Origin of the sequence: Xanthobacter tagetidis, assembly GCF_003667445.1 — a bacterium.
In the GTDB taxonomy this organism is placed as follows: domain Bacteria; phylum Pseudomonadota; class Alphaproteobacteria; order Rhizobiales; family Xanthobacteraceae; genus Xanthobacter; species Xanthobacter tagetidis.
In genome coordinates this window covers 60,431-74,738 of record NZ_RCTF01000022.1, presented here as the reverse complement: position 1 = coordinate 74,738, position 14,308 = coordinate 60,431, and the positions used below count along the sequence as shown (strand labels likewise).

Sequence of the window (14,308 nt, the reverse complement as noted above, 5' to 3'; positions counted from 1 at the left end):
GATGGTTGCGTTTGCCGGGGCGCTTGGCACAAGACGGGCTGAGGCAGACCGCGCGCCGCGCGCGGCCGACAGAGGGGTGTTGCGCGTGACCGGGAGCCACAACATCGAGACCCGTCTGATCGACGGCAAGGCCTTCGCCGCCGGCCTCAGGGCGCGCATCGGCGCCGAGGTGGCTGCGCTGGGCGCGGCGCATCCGCCCTTCAGGCCCGGCCTCGCGGTGGTGCTGGTGGGCGCGGACCCGGCGAGCGAGGTCTATGTGCGCAACAAGGCGGCGCAGACGGTGGAGGCCGGCATGGCCTCGTTCGAGCACAAGCTGCCCGCCGACACGCGCGAAGAGGACCTCCTGGCGCTGGTCGCCAGCCTCAATGCCGATCCGGCCGTGAACGGCATCCTGGTGCAGCTGCCGCTGCCGCCGCAGATCGACGCCATGAAGGTGCTCGCCGCCATCGATCCCGAAAAGGACGTGGACGGCTTCCACGTCATCAATGCCGGCCGCCTTGCGGTGGGCCTCGACGCTTTGGTGCCGTGCACGCCGCTCGGCTGCGTGATGCTGCTGAAGCACCATCTGGGCAGCCTCGCCGGGATGAAGGCGGTGGTGGTGGGCCGCTCCAACATCGTCGGCAAGCCGGTGGCGCAGCTGCTCCTGAAGGAGGACTGCACCGTCACCATCGCCCATTCGCGCACCCGCGACCTCCCGGCCGAGTGCCGCCAGGCGGACATCCTGATCGCCGCCGTCGGCCGGCCGGAGATGATCCGCGGCGACTGGATCAAGCCCGGCGCGACCGTGATCGATGTCGGCATCAACCGCGTGCCGAAGGCGGACGGCAAGACCCGCCTGGTGGGCGACGTCGCCTTCGCCGAGGCGCAGGGCATTGCCGGCCTCATCACGCCGGTGCCGGGCGGGGTCGGCCCCATGACCATCGCCTGCCTGCTCGCCAACACCCTAACCGCCGCCAAGCGCCAGGCCGGCCTCGCCTGACAGCGGGAACGGGCGCGGGACCGCGCGGGTTGTCCGGGATCGAAGGAGGCAAGCCATGGCCGTCGACCGCAAGCACACCTTCACGCCGGACGAGATCGCCGCGCGCCTGTCCGCCGCGCTGCCGCACTGGCGCTACGAGGACGGCTGGATCCGCCGCACCTACAAGACCGCGAGCTGGAAGGGCACGCTGATGGTCATCAACACGGTGGGCCATCTCGCCGAGGCGGCGTGGCACCATCCCGACCTCACCGCCTCCTATGCCTGGGTCGAGGTGCGCCTCATGTCCCACGACGCCAAGGGCATCACCGAGCGCGACTTTGCGCTGGCGACGAAGATCGAGGAGGTGGTGCAGTGGCAGCCCGGCCTGGAGGAAGGCGGCGCCCTGGAAGGCACGCCGCAGGGGGATCTGCGGTTTGCCTATGTGAAGTATGAGTGAGGGATAGGGCGGGGCCGGGGCTCACGCCGCCCGCGGAAACAGCTCCACATGCGTTTCCGCCGTGCGGCCGAAATAGAGCGCGCGGCGGCCGGTGAAGGAGACCATGTAGCCGGCGCAGCCGGCGGCCTTCGCCTTGTCGCAGAAGCCGCGATAGGTGTAGCCGGGGGCGAGCGTCTGCGCTTGGCGGATGGCGGCCTGGAGCGCGGCGGCATCGAAGCTTGGCGCCACTGGGACCGGGCTTTCGTGGCAGGCGAGGGCGAGCGCTTCGCCGTCCGGCAGGAAGTAGGTGGCGCGGGCCTGCCGCAGGTCTACCTCATAGCCCTCGAAGCCCGCCGCCATCAGCGCGCCGACGATCTCGGGGAAGGTCATCGCATTGGCCTCGGCGGCCTTCAGGCATGCGGCGGCGGTTTCGGACTGGTGCGGGTCCATGGGCGATCTCCGGTGTTGGGAGGTGTATTCAGTCGACGGGCACGGCCCTCAGGCCCCGCTTCTCGACGATGCGACGCAGCGCGCCCGCGATGACCGCGCGCTCATCGGCCGTGAGGTCGGCGAAGAATTCGGCGTCGTTCTCGTCCGCCAGCGCGGCGAGCACCGGCACCAAAGCCGCGCCCTCGGGCGTCAAGGCAAGGGTATGGGCGCGCCCGTCGCTCTCGCTGGCGGCGCGCACGATGAGGCCCTTCGCCAGCAGCCGGTCCGCGAGCTTGCTCACCGCGCCGCGGGTGAGGCCGAGCCGGTCCGCGAGGCGGCTGGGCGCGGTGGGCTCCGCGCCGTGCAGCATGCGCAGCAGCACCCATTCCGCCACCGTCACTCCGCGCCCCTCCACCTTGCGGGCGAAGGCGAGGGAGACGTGGTTCGACACGAAGCGCAGCCAGTAGCCGAGATGGGCGGAGAGGTCGGAGACGGGCATGAGTGGGGCTCAATTGGTTGAGTAGGAAACTATAGGAATATAGTTTCCATGTCAACTATATCGCCGCGCGCTCGCCCCGGCGCGCGGTTGGTCTATGGTGCGGCGCTTCTCTAGGAGACGTCCCCCGTGTCCGGCCTGCCCGATTCCCGCCTCTCCGCCCCCTCGGCCCTGCGCAATCGCGGGCCGATCCTCGATGTGCTGCGGGAGGTGCTGCCGGCCGCCGGGCTGGTGCTGGAGATCGCCAGCGGCTCGGGCGAGCATGTGGTCCACTTCGCCCGGAACCTGCCCGACCTTTCCTTCCAGCCCACCGATCCCGCGCCGGACGCCCGCGCCTCGGTCGCTGCCCATGCGGCGGCAGAGGGGCTGGCCAATGTGCGCCCGCCGCTGGCGCTGGACGCCGCCGCGCCGGACTGGCCGGTGGGGGATGTGGATGCCACCGTGTGCATCAACATGATCCACATCTCGCCCTGGGCCTCCACGCAGGGCCTGATGGCCGGCGCGGGGGCGCGGCTGCCGGCGGGTGGGCCGCTGGTGCTCTACGGACCCTATGTGCGCGACGGCATCGAGACCGCGCCGAGCAATCTTGCCTTCGACGCCAGCCTGAAGGCGCGCAATCCCGCCTTCGGCCTGCGCCGCCTGGAGGACGTGGCGGCGGAGGCGGCACGCCATGGGCTCGCTCTGGAGCAAATCGTCGAGATGCCGGCCAATAATCTCGCGGTCGTCTTCCGCAAGACGGGCTGAGCCTCAGGCCGCCGCCGCATAGGCCAGCGCGGCGCGCACCGCCGCGAGTCGCGCCGGGTCGAGCGCACCGGTGCGCCCCTCCGCGCAGAGCGCACCGCGGAAGCCGAGATAGTCCGGCCCGAGCGCGGCGAGCGGCGCCGCGTCCGCCAGCGCCAGCGCGCCCGCGAGGCCGCTCATCAGCTTGTGCGCGCGGGCGGCGGCGAGGAAGCCCGCGAGCGCCCGGTCGTCGAGGTGCGCCCGAAGCCCGCCCGCGCGCTTGTCGGCGGTGTCGAGCATCACGCCCGCGAAGCCAGCGCCGGCGAAGGCCGGCACCGCGGCGAGGTCCGGCCCAAGGTCCGCGAACAGGACGGCGATCAGCCGGTGCGCCCGCGCCAGCGGGGCGAGGGCGGCAAGGCAGGCCGCGAGCGTCTCCGGCCCGGTGGCCGGGGAGAGCGCAAAGCCGATCTTCACCAGCGGCACGCCGCTGTCCGCCACCCGCGCCGCGGCGGCGCAGAGCGCGCCCGGCTCCAGCGGATGGTCGCCGATGGTCGCGCTGAGCAGCGGGCCGCCCGGCGGCAGCGCGCGCCAGCGGGCGACGGCGGCGGCGAGCGCTGCCGCCTCCCACGCGCCGAGGGCGCCCTTGGCCGGGTCCTTCAGGTCGACGATGTCGGCGCCGCCGGCGATCGCCGCGTCCATCTCGGCAAGGGTCGCGACGCTGGCGAGCAGGCCCGGCGCGCGGCGCGGGGAGGGGGTCACGAGGCCGCCCGCGCGCGGTGGTCGGCGACTGTCTCGCACAGCCAGTCCCAGGCCTCGCGCTCGGCCGGGCCGGCGGTCTTCTCCACCGCCACCGAGAGATAGTTCATCTCCCGGTCCACGCGCTCCGGGTCGAGCATGTGGAGGCGCGAGACAAGGATCGCCCCCTCCACCACCGCCGCCACGGCGCGGTTGAGGCCGAGGAAGGGGGCATGGCTCTCCTGGTGCACCACGCGGCAGAAGAAGCGCGGGCGCACCGTGTCCTCCTCCACCCGGCTCACCTCGAACTCCTCGTGCGCCAGCGCCGCCTCCAGCCGCACGCCGGCGATGCGGCTGGCGGGCACGGTGGGCCAGGAGCGGTGCCGGCCGGTGATGCAGCCGGCGAAGATGCGCGCGTCGTCGGTGAGGTTCACCACGCCCGCGCGCGCCGAAAGCAGGTTGTCGAGCGTGCGCGAGGGCCGGAACGGCTGCAGCAGGTAGCCGCCCTCCACCACGCTCGCTCCCATGGGCGCGACCTGCGGCTCGCCGGAGGGCGAGAGCGTGGTGACGATGGTCTCGCGGATCACTCGGCGTCGTCCTTCGTGTCGCCCTCGAGCGGCTCGGTTGGGGCGGAAAGCGTCGGCCCCGCTTTGTCGAAAGTCAATCGGTGCGCGGTCTCGGCGCCCGATCCGGTCGCCGCCGCGACGCCCCAGGCGAGCGGGGCGTCCTGCGCATAGCGCTTGCCGAGGCGATAGGCGATCTCGGCGCGGGCGGTCTCCACCCCGAGATAGAAGGCATGGGCGCCATCGTCCGCCACCTTGAGGTGCGGGTAGAGCGCGAACGGGTCCTGCGCCACATGATGGCCGTCGCGGTTGTAGGCGTGGATGCCGTCCGCGCTCACCTCGATGCGGACGTTGCGATCGCGCACCTCGGCGGCGAGCCGCTCGATTTCCTGCGGCGTGGTGGAGAGCGGCGCGCGGTCGCGCAGCGCCATCAGCCCGCCGCCGAAGCCCTGCGGCAGCGCGCCCGCCTCGCGGGCGGCGAAGAACTCGCGCCGCGCCCGGTCGAACTCCTTCACCGCGGTGCGGCAGTGCGGGCTCACCTGCACCGCCAGGACGGCGTTGAGGCGCAGCTCGGAGATGATCCCCATGAGCACCGCATTGACGCCGGTGGTGTCGGCGTCGGTCAGCTCGGTGACATTGCCGATGCCCATGAGGATGGGGATGTCCGGCTTCAGCCGCCTGAGCTCCGCATAGCGCAGCAGCGAGGCGGTGAAGCCGAAATGGATCGGGTCGAGGATCGGATCGGCGAGGAAGGCGCGGCCCATGGCCTCGCAGGCCTCCACCGCCCGCAGCAGCGAGGCGAGGTCGCCTGGGGTCGCCGGCACGAGAACGGGCACCGCCGGCCCTTCCTTGAGCACATCGAGCGTCGTCTCGCTGAGGCTGAGCAGGAAGTCGGCGCCGGCGCGGTTGGCGCGGGCGAGGTCGTCGGCGGAGAAACTGTCGATGCTCACCTTGAGCCCGTCCGCCTTGAGCGCGGCGATGGCGTCTTCCAGATGCGGGAACGGCTCGTCCGGCAGCGCGCCGAGATCGATCACGTCCGCCCCGTCGGCGGCGAGTGCCTTGGCGCGGGCAAGGATGTCGGGCACGGCGAGGCGCGGGGCATCGACGATCTCGGCGAAGATGGTCACGTCCTGGTGCGAGAGGTCGGGCGCCTTGCCGCCCTTGCCGAAGAAAGCGGGAATGTCGGCGGCCTCCTCCGGACCGCGCTCGAACGGCACGCCGAACCGGTCGGCGAGGCGCTCCAGGTCACCCCGGAAGCGGCCGGGCATCAGCACCCGGTCGGTGCCGGCGGGCAGAGCGAGCCGGCGCTCGACGATCTGCGTCGTCATCAGCGCCGCCACCTTCACGCCGATGTTCAGCACCACGGGCTGGAGCGCGGTGTCCGAGATCGCCTCGGCGATCCGGGCGATGCGCGGCTCGGCGAGCGAGCCGGTGAGGAGGACGATGCGCTCCGCCATGGCGTCAGCCCTGCGCCAGTTGCGCCTTGCGGCGAGCGATGGCGGCGTCGAGGTCGGCGAGGCTCTCGGCCACCGTGGTGGCCTCGAACCCCTTGAGCCGTTCCGTGTTCTCCAGGTCGATGCGGCGCGGAAACACCTTCACCAGCCCGCCCGGCGCCATGGAGAGCATTTCGGGGGCGGTGTCGCAGGCGAACACGATAGACGGCACGCGACACTTGCCCGCCTGGGCGAAGCAGTTGGTGACGAGGGTGTCGGAAATGCCCAGCACCGCCTTCGCCACCGTGTTGGAGGAGGCTGGCGCCACCACCAGCGTGTGGTAGTGCCCGTCATAGAAGCGCCCCACCGGCGCCGCCGAGGCGGTGCGGTCGCGGTAGATGCCGGTGCCCTCGGGCAGCGCCTGCTTGTACATGCGCAGCACCTCCTCGGCCGCCGCCGAGACGAACAGGTCCACCGCCCCGAGCCGGCCAATCATCTCGATGCATTCGGTGAAGAAATGGCCGGAGCCGGACAGGGCCCAGGCCCAGCGCGTGGCAAAGGAGGCGTCGGTCATCGAAGGTCCATCCCGGCGCCGGTGGCGAGCGCCGCTGCGAGCCGTGCGGAATCGTCCGCGGTCACGAGGACAATAGAGCCCGCGAAGCCGGATGCCATGCGCGCAAAGGCGCGATCGAGGATGCCCGCCGCGGCGAGCGCCTCAAGGCGGTCGCCGTGGACCAGCTCGCCCGGCACCGTCGCGCCGGGCGCCTTCACCAGGATGAGCCGCGGCGCTCCGAGCCGATGCGCGAGCCAAAGCGCCAGGCTGTCGGAGGTCACGTCCCAGCTCTCCGCGATGTCCGGCGCGCCCAGCAGCATGGCGGCGGGGAACCATAGCGCCGCGCCGGCCCGGGGAGCGGCGAGCTCGGCCTCGGTGCGGCAGCCGGCCAGTGCGGGGCACAGATCGGCGAGCGCAAAGGCGGTCTGCTCCATGGCCAGGATCGCCATGGCGTGGCAGGCGGCGTCCGTCAGGTCGAGCCGCGGCTGAGCGTCGCGCACCGCATCGGCGAAGACGCCGCCGCCGGGCACCAGGATGACCCGGCGCTCCGCCGCGAGCCGTTGCAGCAGCAGGCGCGGTGCCGCCGCACTGAGGAGGCTGCCGCCGATCTTCACGATCACTGGAGATTGGCGCATCGGGCCCACAGGTCGCATCCTAGGTCACTCTGGAAGCATGCTAAAGGCATCGTCCCTGCCCGTTGCCCAAGTCTTGGGTCCGGATTCCTTCCCCATGGACATATGTTCAAATATTCATATTATTGAATAGAAATGGGGAGGGCCGCAGAACGGTCCGCCGTATGGAGAGAGGAAACCGCAATGCGTCTCATTCTGGCCTCCGTCGCCATCATCGCCATCACGACGGGCTCGGCCCTCGCCCAGGATCAGCCGAAGCCCGACGCCGCCCCCGCCGCCGCTGCTGCCCCCGCCGCGGTGGACCTGGCCAAGGGTGAGAACGCGTTCAAGAAGTGCATGGCATGCCATGCCGTCGGCCCCGGCGCCAAGGCCAAGGTCGGCCCGCCGCTGAACGGCATCGTCGGTGCCAAGTGGGCGCATTTCGAGGGCTATGCCTATTCCCAGGACATCAAGGACGGCGCCGCCGCCGGCAAGGTGTGGGACGATGCCAGCCTCAATGCCTACCTGACGAACCCGAAGGCCCTCGCTCCGAAGGGCAAGATGGCGTTTGCCGGCATCAAGAGCGAGGCCGAGCGCGCGGACCTCATCGGCTATCTCGCCCAGTTCGATCTTGAGGGTAACAAGAAGTAGTAGTTCCAATTGACCCAGCCGATTGGTGGCCGCTCACCAGTTTGGGTAGTGACGCGTCCCGGCGGACGTGTCAGCTACTGAAATTGCGCCGGTCAGGCGAACGAGGGCGCCGGGGGTGCCTTCGGGGCGGTGCCTCATCGGGGGCACCGCCCGCGACGCATCCGCCGCCCTGACCGGGCTTGTCACCGGGCTTGCATCCGGACGCCGCGCGGCACAGCTTCGCGCGCCAGCCGAGGATGCCCGATGCCTGAACACGACTTCCGCTCCCAGCGCCTGTTCGTCGACGCCGATCTTGCGGCCGGCGCCGCCGTGCGGCTGCCTGCCGAGCAGGCGCACTACGTGGCGAACGTGATCCGCCTCGCGGTGGGCGAGACCATCCTCCTGTTCAATGGCCGCGACGGCGAGTGGCGGGCGCGCCGCATTGCCGGCGGCAAGCGGGACGTGGCGCTGGAGGTGGAGGCGCAGGTACGGCCGCAGCCGGCATCCAGCCGGCTCGAATACGCCTTCGCGCCCCTGAAGCACGCGCGGCTCGACTACATGGTGCAGAAGGCCGTGGAGATGGGCGCCGGCATCCTAAGCCCGGTCATCACCCGGCATACGCAGGTGACGCGGGTGAACGGCGAGCGGATGCGCGCCAATGCCGTGGAGGCGGCCGAGCAATGCGGCATCCTCGCGATCGCCGAGGTGCGCGAGCCGCAGCCGCTGGCACGGTGGCTGGCGGGCCTGCCGGACGACCGCCTGCTGGTGTTCTGCGACGAGGCCGCGCCGGTTGCCGACCCGCTGGCGCCGTTGCGCGCGCGGCCGCAGGCGGCGGTGAGCGTCCTGATCGGCCCGGAAGGCGGCTTTTCGCCCGACGAGCGCGCGCTGATCGCTCCCCGCGCCGTGATCCTCTCCCTCGGGCCGCGCATCCTGCGCGCGGACACCGCCGCCGTCGCCGCCCTGGCTCTGGTGGAAGCGGCGCGCGGAAGCCATGGAGAAACAGGGATAAGCCCGATGTAATGCGCTCGATACGGAATTGTTCCAAAGAAAACGTGGTGAATCGCGTTGATTTTTCCTTAGGTGAGCTGCCGCTTCGTCCACTTCCGCTGTGCATTGCGGTAAGTTATTGAAAGCGTTGCCGCCAACTAGACGTGAGAGGCGGTGCCAAATTTTGGTCCGATTTGGCGTCAGTTTGTGCGAAACCTAATGCTCGGTTCGGCGTTTCCCGCTCCATGCGTGCATCCGCCGATACCGCTTCCGCGGGACACCAGGCCCATGTGGCCTGGGCTCGTCCGCACCGCGGCGCCGCGCCTTGGTGGAACCCGTGCCGGCACCTGCGATCGGCAGGCCGGCGCCCGCGCACAGGAGGAGGGGCATGTCGCACTATCGATTCGGGATCGAGGAAGAGTTCTTCGTTGTCGATGCCCAGACCAAGTCGTCGGCGCGCCGCATGCCGCCGGGCATGTTCGACGAGCTGAAGGACTGCCTCGGCGAGCAGGTCAGCGTGGAACTGCTGCAGTCCCAGCTCGAGATCGCGACCCAGCCGGCGACGGCGACCGGGAGCGCCCTCGACGAGCTGCGCCACCTGCGGCGCGCCGCCGCGAAGGTGGCGGCCGAGCATGGCCTCGGCCTGATCGCGGCCGGCACCCACCCCACCGCCGCCTGGGAGGCCGCGCGCCAGACGCAGTCCAACCGCTATGACGGGCTGATGAACGACCTGAAGATGATCGGCGAGCGCAACATGCTGTGCGGCCTGCACGTGCATGTGGAACTGCCCGACCCCGACCAGCGCGTGGACGTGATGCGCCGCATGGTGCCCTACATCCCGCACTTCGTGGCGCTCTCCACCTCGTCTCCGTTCTGGCAGTCGCGCCAGACCGGGCTGATGGGCTACCGGCTCGCCGCCTATGACGAGCTGCCGCGCACCGGCCTGCCGCACATGTTCGAGACCAACGCCGATTACGAGCGCTATGTGGAGGCGCTGGTGCAGGCGCGTGCGATCGTTGATTCCAGCTATCTTTGGTGGACCATCCGCCCCTCGCGCAAGCTGCCGACCCTGGAGCTGCGCGCCCCCGACAGCTGTACCCGCCTGGAGGATTCTGTTGCCATCGCTGCGCTTTACCGCGCGCTGGCGCGCTTCCTCGTGCGCAACCCGCACCACAACAAGGAGGCCGGCGCCGTGGACCGCGCCATCGCCGACGAGAACAAGTGGCGCGCCCAGCGCTACGGCGTCCACGGCTCGTTCGTGGATCTCACCCAGCGCCGCGCCCTCTCGGTGCGCGACGCGGTGGAGGGGCTGGTGAACCTCGTCGCAGAGGATGCCGAGGCGCTCGGCTGCCTCGATGCCCTGATGCACGCGCGCACCATTGCCGAGGCCGGCACCAGCGCCGACGTGCAGCTCGCGGTGTTCGAGGAGGCCAAGCACCGCACCGGCAACAAGGGCGAGGCGCTGAAGGCCGTCCAGACCTGGCTCGCCAGCGCCACCGTGCAATGAGGGGAGGGGGCAACCCCTCCCCCTTTCATTACATCTTGAACGGCACCACGGTCTGGCGCTGCGCGCCGAGGCCGGCGATCCCCACGCCCATGACGTCGCCGGCCTTCAGGAAGCGCGGCGGCTTCATGCCCAGGCCGACGCCGGGCGGGGTGCCGGTGGTGATGACGTCGCCCGGATCGAGCACCATGAACTGGCTGATATAGTGCACCAGGAACGGCACCCGGAAGATCATGGTCTTGGTGGAGCCGTTCTGCATCTTCTCGCCGTTCACCTCCAGCCACATGCCGAGGTCCGAGGTGTCGGACATCTCGTCCGGCGTCACCAGCCAGGGGCCGAGCGGGCCGAACGTCTCGCAGCCCTTGCCCTTGGTCCACTGGCCGGAGCGCTCGATCTGGAAGTGGCGCTCGGAGACGTCGTTGCAGATGCAGTATCCGGCGACGTGGGAGAGGGCATCCTTCTCCTCCACATAGCGCGCGCGCTTGCCGATGACGAAGGCGAGCTCCACTTCCCAGTCCAGCTTCAGCGAGCCCTTGGGGATCATCACGTCGTCGTCGGGGCCGGCGATGCAGTTCGGCGCCTTGTTGAAGAGCACCGGCTCCTCGGGGATGGGGTTGTTGGTCTCGGCCGCGTGGTCCGCGAAATTGAGACCCACCGCGACGAAATTGCCCGGCCGGGCGACGCAGGAGCCGAGGCGGACGCCGGCCGGGGCCGCCGGCAGCGTGGCGGGATCGAGAGCGGCGATGCGGGCCAGGCTCTCCGGCAGCAGAGCGTCGCCGGCGAGGTCCGGAATGACGCCGGACAGATCGCGAATCTGGCCGCTCAAATCGATTAGACCCGGCTTCTCCTGTCCTTTGGCGCCGAAGCGGACAAGCTTCATCGGTGAACTCCTTGGGATCGGTCTTGGTTGTGGAGGGACGGCATCGCCTGGAGCGTCCCCGAAGGCGCGTCACGCTGGCGCGTTCGCGGGCCGCGGTCAATGGCCGGCGACGGGAATTCGGCGCGCCGCCGGAAACGGCGGATGGCGGCCTGGGCGCGCGTTCGCCCTTCGATCCGTAAGTCATTCCAGGAGATGCGCTATTGTGCATCGCCGAAGAGCCGGAATCTGCCCGGTGATCAAGGGCCGCGCGAAAGCTGTTTTGCCGTCGAAGCGAACAGGGCAAGCCGACATGGGGCGGCGAATATTGGAGGACCTTCCCGCCCGTGTCCCAATACTGCCGATTATCTGGGCGGGATTGCAAATCGGGCACGTTCGCCTTCCCTCATCCCCAGGGTCGTCATAAAATAGATACACGACTCCGGCTAAGTCCTCCCGCTGCCTCCTGGGCAGGTATCCGGTGAGGCCCGTCGCGGGGGAGGCCAAAGCGTGAGCGACAATCCCGAAGCGCGCCGCTACCGCGCCCTGTTCATCTCGGATGTCCATCTCGGCACCAAGGGGTGCCAGGCGGAACTACTGCTCGATTTTCTGAAGTATCACGAGTCCGACGTGCTCTATCTGGTGGGCGACATCGTCGACGGCTGGCGCCTGCGCCAGTCCTGGTACTGGCCGCAGAAGCACAACGACGTGGTGCAGAAGCTGCTGCGCAAGGGCCGCAAGGGCACGCGCATGCTCTATTTGCCCGGCAACCACGACGAGTTCCTGCGCGACTATTACGGCACCCATTTCGGCGGCATCGACGTGGTGGAGACGGTGATCCACCAGGCCGCGGACGGGAAGAGGTATCTCGTTATCCACGGCGACGTGTTCGACGTGGTGGTCCGCCACGCCAAGTGGCTCGCCTTCCTGGGCGACTGGGCCTACACTGCCGCGCTCGGGGTGAACACCTACGTGAACCTCGTTCGCCGCCGGCTCGGGCTGACCTACTGGTCGCTGAGCCAGTGGGCCAAGCTCAAGGTGAAGAACGCCGTGAACTATATCGGCAAGTTCGAGGAGGCGGTGGCCGAGGAGGCGAAGCGCCACAACGTCGACGGGGTGATCTGCGGCCATATCCATCATGCCGCGATCCACGACCAGTTCGGCGTGCGCTACGTCAATTGCGGCGACTGGGTGGAAAGCTGCACCGCCATCGCCGAGCATGACGACGGCCACATGGAGATCATCCGCTGGACCCGCCGCACCGAGGCGGCACCGGAGGAGGAGTCCGAGCTGGTCGAGGGGGCTCGCGCCGCCGCCTGATGCGCGTCCTCGTGGCCACCGATGCGTGGCATCCGCAGATCAACGGCGTCGTGCGCTCGCTGGAGCATACGGCCGCCGAGGCCGCAAACCTCGGCGCCGAGATGGAATTCCTGACGCCCCAGGGGTTCAGAACCCTGCCATTGCCGTCCTACAACGAAATCCGGCTCGCGCTGGCGACGCCGCGCATGATCATGCGCCGCATCGAGGCGGTGCAGCCCGATTTCGTGCACATCGCCACCGAAGGCCCGATCGGCATGCTGGTGCGCCGCGCCTGCATCGCCACCCGCCGCACCTTCACCACGTCCTACCACACCAAGTTCCCGGAATATCTGTCCGCCCGCGCCCCGGTTCCGGAGCGCCTGACCTATGCCTGGCTGCGCTCGTTCCACAATGCCGCGGGCGGGGTGATGGTCTCCACCGCGACGCTGGAGCGCGAGCTTGAGGCGCGCGGCTTCAAGCGCCTGATGCGCTGGTCGCGCGGCGTGGACGCCGAACTGTTCCGGCCGCGCCCCGAGGCGGACCTGCCCGGCGTGCCCGGCCCGCGCTTCCTGTTCGTCGGCCGCGTGGCGGTGGAAAAGAACATCGAGGCGTTCCTCAGTCTCGATCTGCCGGGCTCCAAGGTGGTGGTGGGCGGCGGCCCGGCGCTCGCCAGCCTGAAGCAGCGCTATCCGGAGGCCCACTTCCTCGGCCCGAAGGAGGGGGAGGAACTGGCGCAGGTCTATGCCGCGTGCGACGTGTTCTGCTTCCCCTCGCGCACCGACACGTTCGGCATCGTGCTGCTGGAGGCGCTGGCGAGCGGGCTGCCGGTGGCCGCCTATCCCGTGACCGGCCCGAAAGACGTGCTGGCGGACATGGCCGAACCGGTCGGCGTGCTCGACGAGGATTTGCGCAATGCCTGCCTCAAGGCGCTGGAGCTTTCCAAGGACGCGGCGCGGCGCTTCGCGCTGAACCACACCTGGCGCGAGAGCGCCCGCCAGTTTCTCGACAACGTGCTGATCGCGCACGACATCGGCCCCATCGCCCGGCGCTATCGCCTCCGGCGCCGCGCTCGGGTAGTTTCCGGGGCATGAACGCCCCCATCCCCGCCCTTCCCACCACCGCCGACGTCGATGCCGCCGCCCTCCGCCTCAAGGGCGTCGCCGTGCGCACGCCGCTGCTGCGCACCCCGGTGCTCGACGAGGCCACCGGCCGGCGCGTGTTCCTGAAGCCGGAGACGCTCCAGCGCACCGGCTCGTTCAAGTTCCGCGGCGCCTACAACCGCATCGTCCAGATCCCCGCGGCCGATCGTCCGGCCGGCGTGGTCGCCTGTTCATCCGGCAACCACGCCCAGGGGGTCGCGGCGGCGGCGAGGCTTCTGGGCATGCCGGCGGTGATCGTCATGCCGCACGACGCGCCCGCGCTGAAGCGCGCCCGCACTTTGGCGCTGGGTGCGCAGGTGGTGGGCTATGACCGCGTCACCGAGGACCGCGACGCCATCGCCGCCGCCATCGCGGCCGAGCGCGGCGCGACCCTGGTGCCGCCCTATGACGATCCGGGCGTGATCGCCGGGCAGGGCACGGTGGGCCTCGAAATCATGGAGGACCTCGCCGCCCTCGATCTCGTGCCCGACGTGGTGGCGGCCAACACGTCCGGCGGCGGGCTCGTCGCCGGCATCGCGCTCGCCGTCAAGCCGCGCGTGCCGGGCGCGCGCGTGGTGGCGTGCGAGCCGGCGGGCTTCGACGATCATGGCCGCTCGTTCGCCTCCGGCATCCGCGAGCGCAACGTCGCCGCCGCCGGCTCATTCTGCGATGCGCTTCTTGCGCCCATGCCCGGACGCATCACCTTCGAGATCACGCGGCCCATGGTCGGCCATGCGGCCGCCGCCACCGACGCCGAGGTGGCGCGGGCCGTCGCCTTCGCGTTCCGCGAATTGAAACTGGTGGTGGAGCCCGGCGGCGCGGTGGCGCTGGCGGCGCTGCTGGAAGGCCGCCTCGGCGCGCCCGGCGACGTGGTGGCCGTGGTGCTCTCCGGCGGCAATGTGGACCGCGAGACCTTCATCGCCTGCCTCGAAGGCTGAGACCATGCCGCGCGCGGTGTC

General features: G+C 70.3%; 17 protein-coding genes. 9 read left to right on the top strand and 8 right to left on the bottom strand.

Annotation, left to right across the window (positions count from 1 at the left end):
- Positions 1-103: 103 nt before the first annotated feature.
- Together folD and D9R14_RS20395 are read left to right on the top strand one after the other, a co-directional pair.
- Entirely contained in the window at positions 104-979 is an 876-nt protein-coding gene (folD, locus tag D9R14_RS20400) for a bifunctional methylenetetrahydrofolate dehydrogenase/methenyltetrahydrofolate cyclohydrolase FolD (protein WP_245420918.1), read from the top strand.
- Positions 980-1,034: 55 nt separating this feature from the next.
- Entirely contained in the window at positions 1,035-1,415 is a 381-nt protein-coding gene (locus tag D9R14_RS20395; RefSeq protein WP_121625201.1) for a 4a-hydroxytetrahydrobiopterin dehydratase, read from the top strand.
- 21 nt (positions 1,416-1,436) lie between these two features.
- On the opposite strand, the gene D9R14_RS20390 is transcribed toward D9R14_RS20395, so the two are convergent.
- A complete protein-coding gene (locus tag D9R14_RS20390; protein WP_121625200.1) occupies positions 1,437-1,844 on the bottom strand; it encodes a DUF1398 domain-containing protein in 408 nt (135 codons plus the stop codon).
- Positions 1,845-1,872: 28 nt separating this feature from the next.
- Positions 1,873-2,322 carry a MarR family winged helix-turn-helix transcriptional regulator gene (locus D9R14_RS20385; RefSeq protein WP_121625199.1) on the bottom strand — a complete coding sequence of 150 codons (450 nt, stop codon included), beginning with the start codon at positions 2,320-2,322 and terminating at the stop codon, positions 1,873-1,875.
- 135 nt (positions 2,323-2,457) lie between these two features.
- Here D9R14_RS20385 and D9R14_RS20380 point away from each other — a divergent pair, with 135 nt between their 5' ends.
- Positions 2,458-3,063 carry a DUF938 domain-containing protein gene (locus tag D9R14_RS20380; protein ID WP_210210884.1) on the top strand — a complete coding sequence of 202 codons (606 nt, stop codon included), beginning with the start codon at positions 2,458-2,460 and terminating at the stop codon, positions 3,061-3,063.
- Between the two features lie 3 nt (positions 3,064-3,066).
- Here D9R14_RS20380 and D9R14_RS20375 read toward each other — a convergent pair whose 3' ends face one another.
- The 5 genes from D9R14_RS20375 to D9R14_RS20355 are packed head-to-tail and all read right to left on the bottom strand — an operon-like array spanning position 3,067 to position 6,958.
- Positions 3,067-3,798, bottom strand: coding sequence for a (5-formylfuran-3-yl)methyl phosphate synthase (locus D9R14_RS20375; RefSeq protein ID WP_281042026.1), 732 nt, complete (start codon positions 3,796-3,798; stop codon positions 3,067-3,069).
- On the bottom strand, positions 3,795-4,361 hold the full coding sequence (locus D9R14_RS20370; protein ID WP_121625197.1) for a DUF447 domain-containing protein: 567 nt from the start codon (positions 4,359-4,361) through the stop codon (positions 3,795-3,797). Before D9R14_RS20370 ends, D9R14_RS20375 begins: the two co-directional genes overlap by 4 nt.
- Positions 4,358-5,794 carry a DUF6513 domain-containing protein gene (locus D9R14_RS20365; RefSeq protein WP_121625196.1) on the bottom strand — a complete coding sequence of 479 codons (1,437 nt, stop codon included), beginning with the start codon at positions 5,792-5,794 and terminating at the stop codon, positions 4,358-4,360. The genes D9R14_RS20370 and D9R14_RS20365 overlap by 4 nt, the downstream gene beginning before the upstream one ends.
- Before the next feature lie 4 nt (positions 5,795-5,798).
- Positions 5,799-6,344, bottom strand: coding sequence for a flavoprotein (locus tag D9R14_RS20360; RefSeq protein ID WP_121625195.1), 546 nt, complete (start codon positions 6,342-6,344; stop codon positions 5,799-5,801).
- A complete protein-coding gene (locus D9R14_RS20355; protein WP_121625194.1) occupies positions 6,341-6,958 on the bottom strand; it encodes an amino acid kinase family protein in 618 nt (205 codons plus the stop codon). The genes D9R14_RS20360 and D9R14_RS20355 overlap by 4 nt, the downstream gene beginning before the upstream one ends.
- A 180-nt stretch (positions 6,959-7,138) precedes the next feature.
- Here D9R14_RS20355 and D9R14_RS20350 point away from each other — a divergent pair, with 180 nt between their 5' ends.
- The 3 genes from D9R14_RS20350 to D9R14_RS20340 all read left to right on the top strand — a co-directional run bounded on the left by D9R14_RS20350 (position 7,139) and on the right by D9R14_RS20340 (position 10,058).
- The gene (locus D9R14_RS20350; protein ID WP_121625193.1) at positions 7,139-7,585 is read left to right on the top strand and encodes a c-type cytochrome; all 447 of its coding nucleotides are present in this window, start codon (positions 7,139-7,141) and stop codon (positions 7,583-7,585) included.
- A gap of 243 nt (positions 7,586-7,828) precedes the next feature.
- Complete coding sequence (locus tag D9R14_RS20345) at positions 7,829-8,584, top strand: 16S rRNA (uracil(1498)-N(3))-methyltransferase (RefSeq protein ID WP_121625192.1); 756 nt, start codon at positions 7,829-7,831, stop codon at positions 8,582-8,584.
- A 355-nt stretch (positions 8,585-8,939) separates the two neighbouring features.
- The gene (locus tag D9R14_RS20340) at positions 8,940-10,058 is read left to right on the top strand and encodes a carboxylate-amine ligase (RefSeq protein WP_121625191.1); all 1,119 of its coding nucleotides are present in this window, start codon (positions 8,940-8,942) and stop codon (positions 10,056-10,058) included.
- Between the two features lie 28 nt (positions 10,059-10,086).
- Here D9R14_RS20340 and D9R14_RS20335 read toward each other — a convergent pair whose 3' ends face one another.
- The gene (locus D9R14_RS20335) at positions 10,087-10,935 is read right to left on the bottom strand and encodes a fumarylacetoacetate hydrolase family protein (protein WP_121625190.1); all 849 of its coding nucleotides are present in this window, start codon (positions 10,933-10,935) and stop codon (positions 10,087-10,089) included.
- Between the two features lie 486 nt (positions 10,936-11,421).
- Here D9R14_RS20335 and D9R14_RS20330 point away from each other — a divergent pair, with 486 nt between their 5' ends.
- From D9R14_RS20330 to D9R14_RS20320, 3 genes are read left to right on the top strand one after another with little or no spacing between them, the layout of a single operon-like run.
- On the top strand, positions 11,422-12,231 hold the full coding sequence (locus D9R14_RS20330) for a UDP-2,3-diacylglucosamine diphosphatase (protein WP_121625189.1): 810 nt from the start codon (positions 11,422-11,424) through the stop codon (positions 12,229-12,231).
- Positions 12,231-13,301 carry a glycosyltransferase family 4 protein gene (locus D9R14_RS20325; RefSeq protein ID WP_121625188.1) on the top strand — a complete coding sequence of 357 codons (1,071 nt, stop codon included), beginning with the start codon at positions 12,231-12,233 and terminating at the stop codon, positions 13,299-13,301. Before D9R14_RS20330 ends, D9R14_RS20325 begins: the two co-directional genes overlap by 1 nt.
- Complete coding sequence (locus D9R14_RS20320; protein WP_121625187.1) at positions 13,298-14,287, top strand: threonine ammonia-lyase; 990 nt, start codon at positions 13,298-13,300, stop codon at positions 14,285-14,287. Before D9R14_RS20325 ends, D9R14_RS20320 begins: the two co-directional genes overlap by 4 nt.
- Positions 14,288-14,308 lie beyond the last annotated feature (21 nt).

Coding starts and splice junctions, on each gene's coding strand:
- D9R14_RS20395 (WP_121625201.1), top strand. CDS start 1,035: ATGGCCGTCGACCGCAAGCACACCTTCACGCCGGACGAGATCGCCGCG.
- D9R14_RS20390 (WP_121625200.1), bottom strand. CDS start 1,844: ATGGACCCGCACCAGTCCGAAACCGCCGCCGCATGCCTGAAGGCCGCC.
- D9R14_RS20385 (WP_121625199.1), bottom strand. CDS start 2,322: ATGCCCGTCTCCGACCTCTCCGCCCATCTCGGCTACTGGCTGCGCTTC.
- D9R14_RS20365 (WP_121625196.1), bottom strand. CDS start 5,794: ATGGCGGAGCGCATCGTCCTCCTCACCGGCTCGCTCGCCGAGCCGCGC.
- D9R14_RS20360 (WP_121625195.1), bottom strand. CDS start 6,344: ATGACCGACGCCTCCTTTGCCACGCGCTGGGCCTGGGCCCTGTCCGGC.
- D9R14_RS20355 (WP_121625194.1), bottom strand. CDS start 6,958: ATGCGCCAATCTCCAGTGATCGTGAAGATCGGCGGCAGCCTCCTCAGT.
- D9R14_RS20350 (WP_121625193.1), top strand. CDS start 7,139: ATGCGTCTCATTCTGGCCTCCGTCGCCATCATCGCCATCACGACGGGC.
- D9R14_RS20345 (WP_121625192.1), top strand. CDS start 7,829: ATGCCTGAACACGACTTCCGCTCCCAGCGCCTGTTCGTCGACGCCGAT.
- D9R14_RS20340 (WP_121625191.1), top strand. CDS start 8,940: ATGTCGCACTATCGATTCGGGATCGAGGAAGAGTTCTTCGTTGTCGAT.
- D9R14_RS20335 (WP_121625190.1), bottom strand. CDS start 10,935: ATGAAGCTTGTCCGCTTCGGCGCCAAAGGACAGGAGAAGCCGGGTCTA.
- D9R14_RS20325 (WP_121625188.1), top strand. CDS start 12,231: ATGCGCGTCCTCGTGGCCACCGATGCGTGGCATCCGCAGATCAACGGC.
- D9R14_RS20320 (WP_121625187.1), top strand. CDS start 13,298: ATGAACGCCCCCATCCCCGCCCTTCCCACCACCGCCGACGTCGATGCC.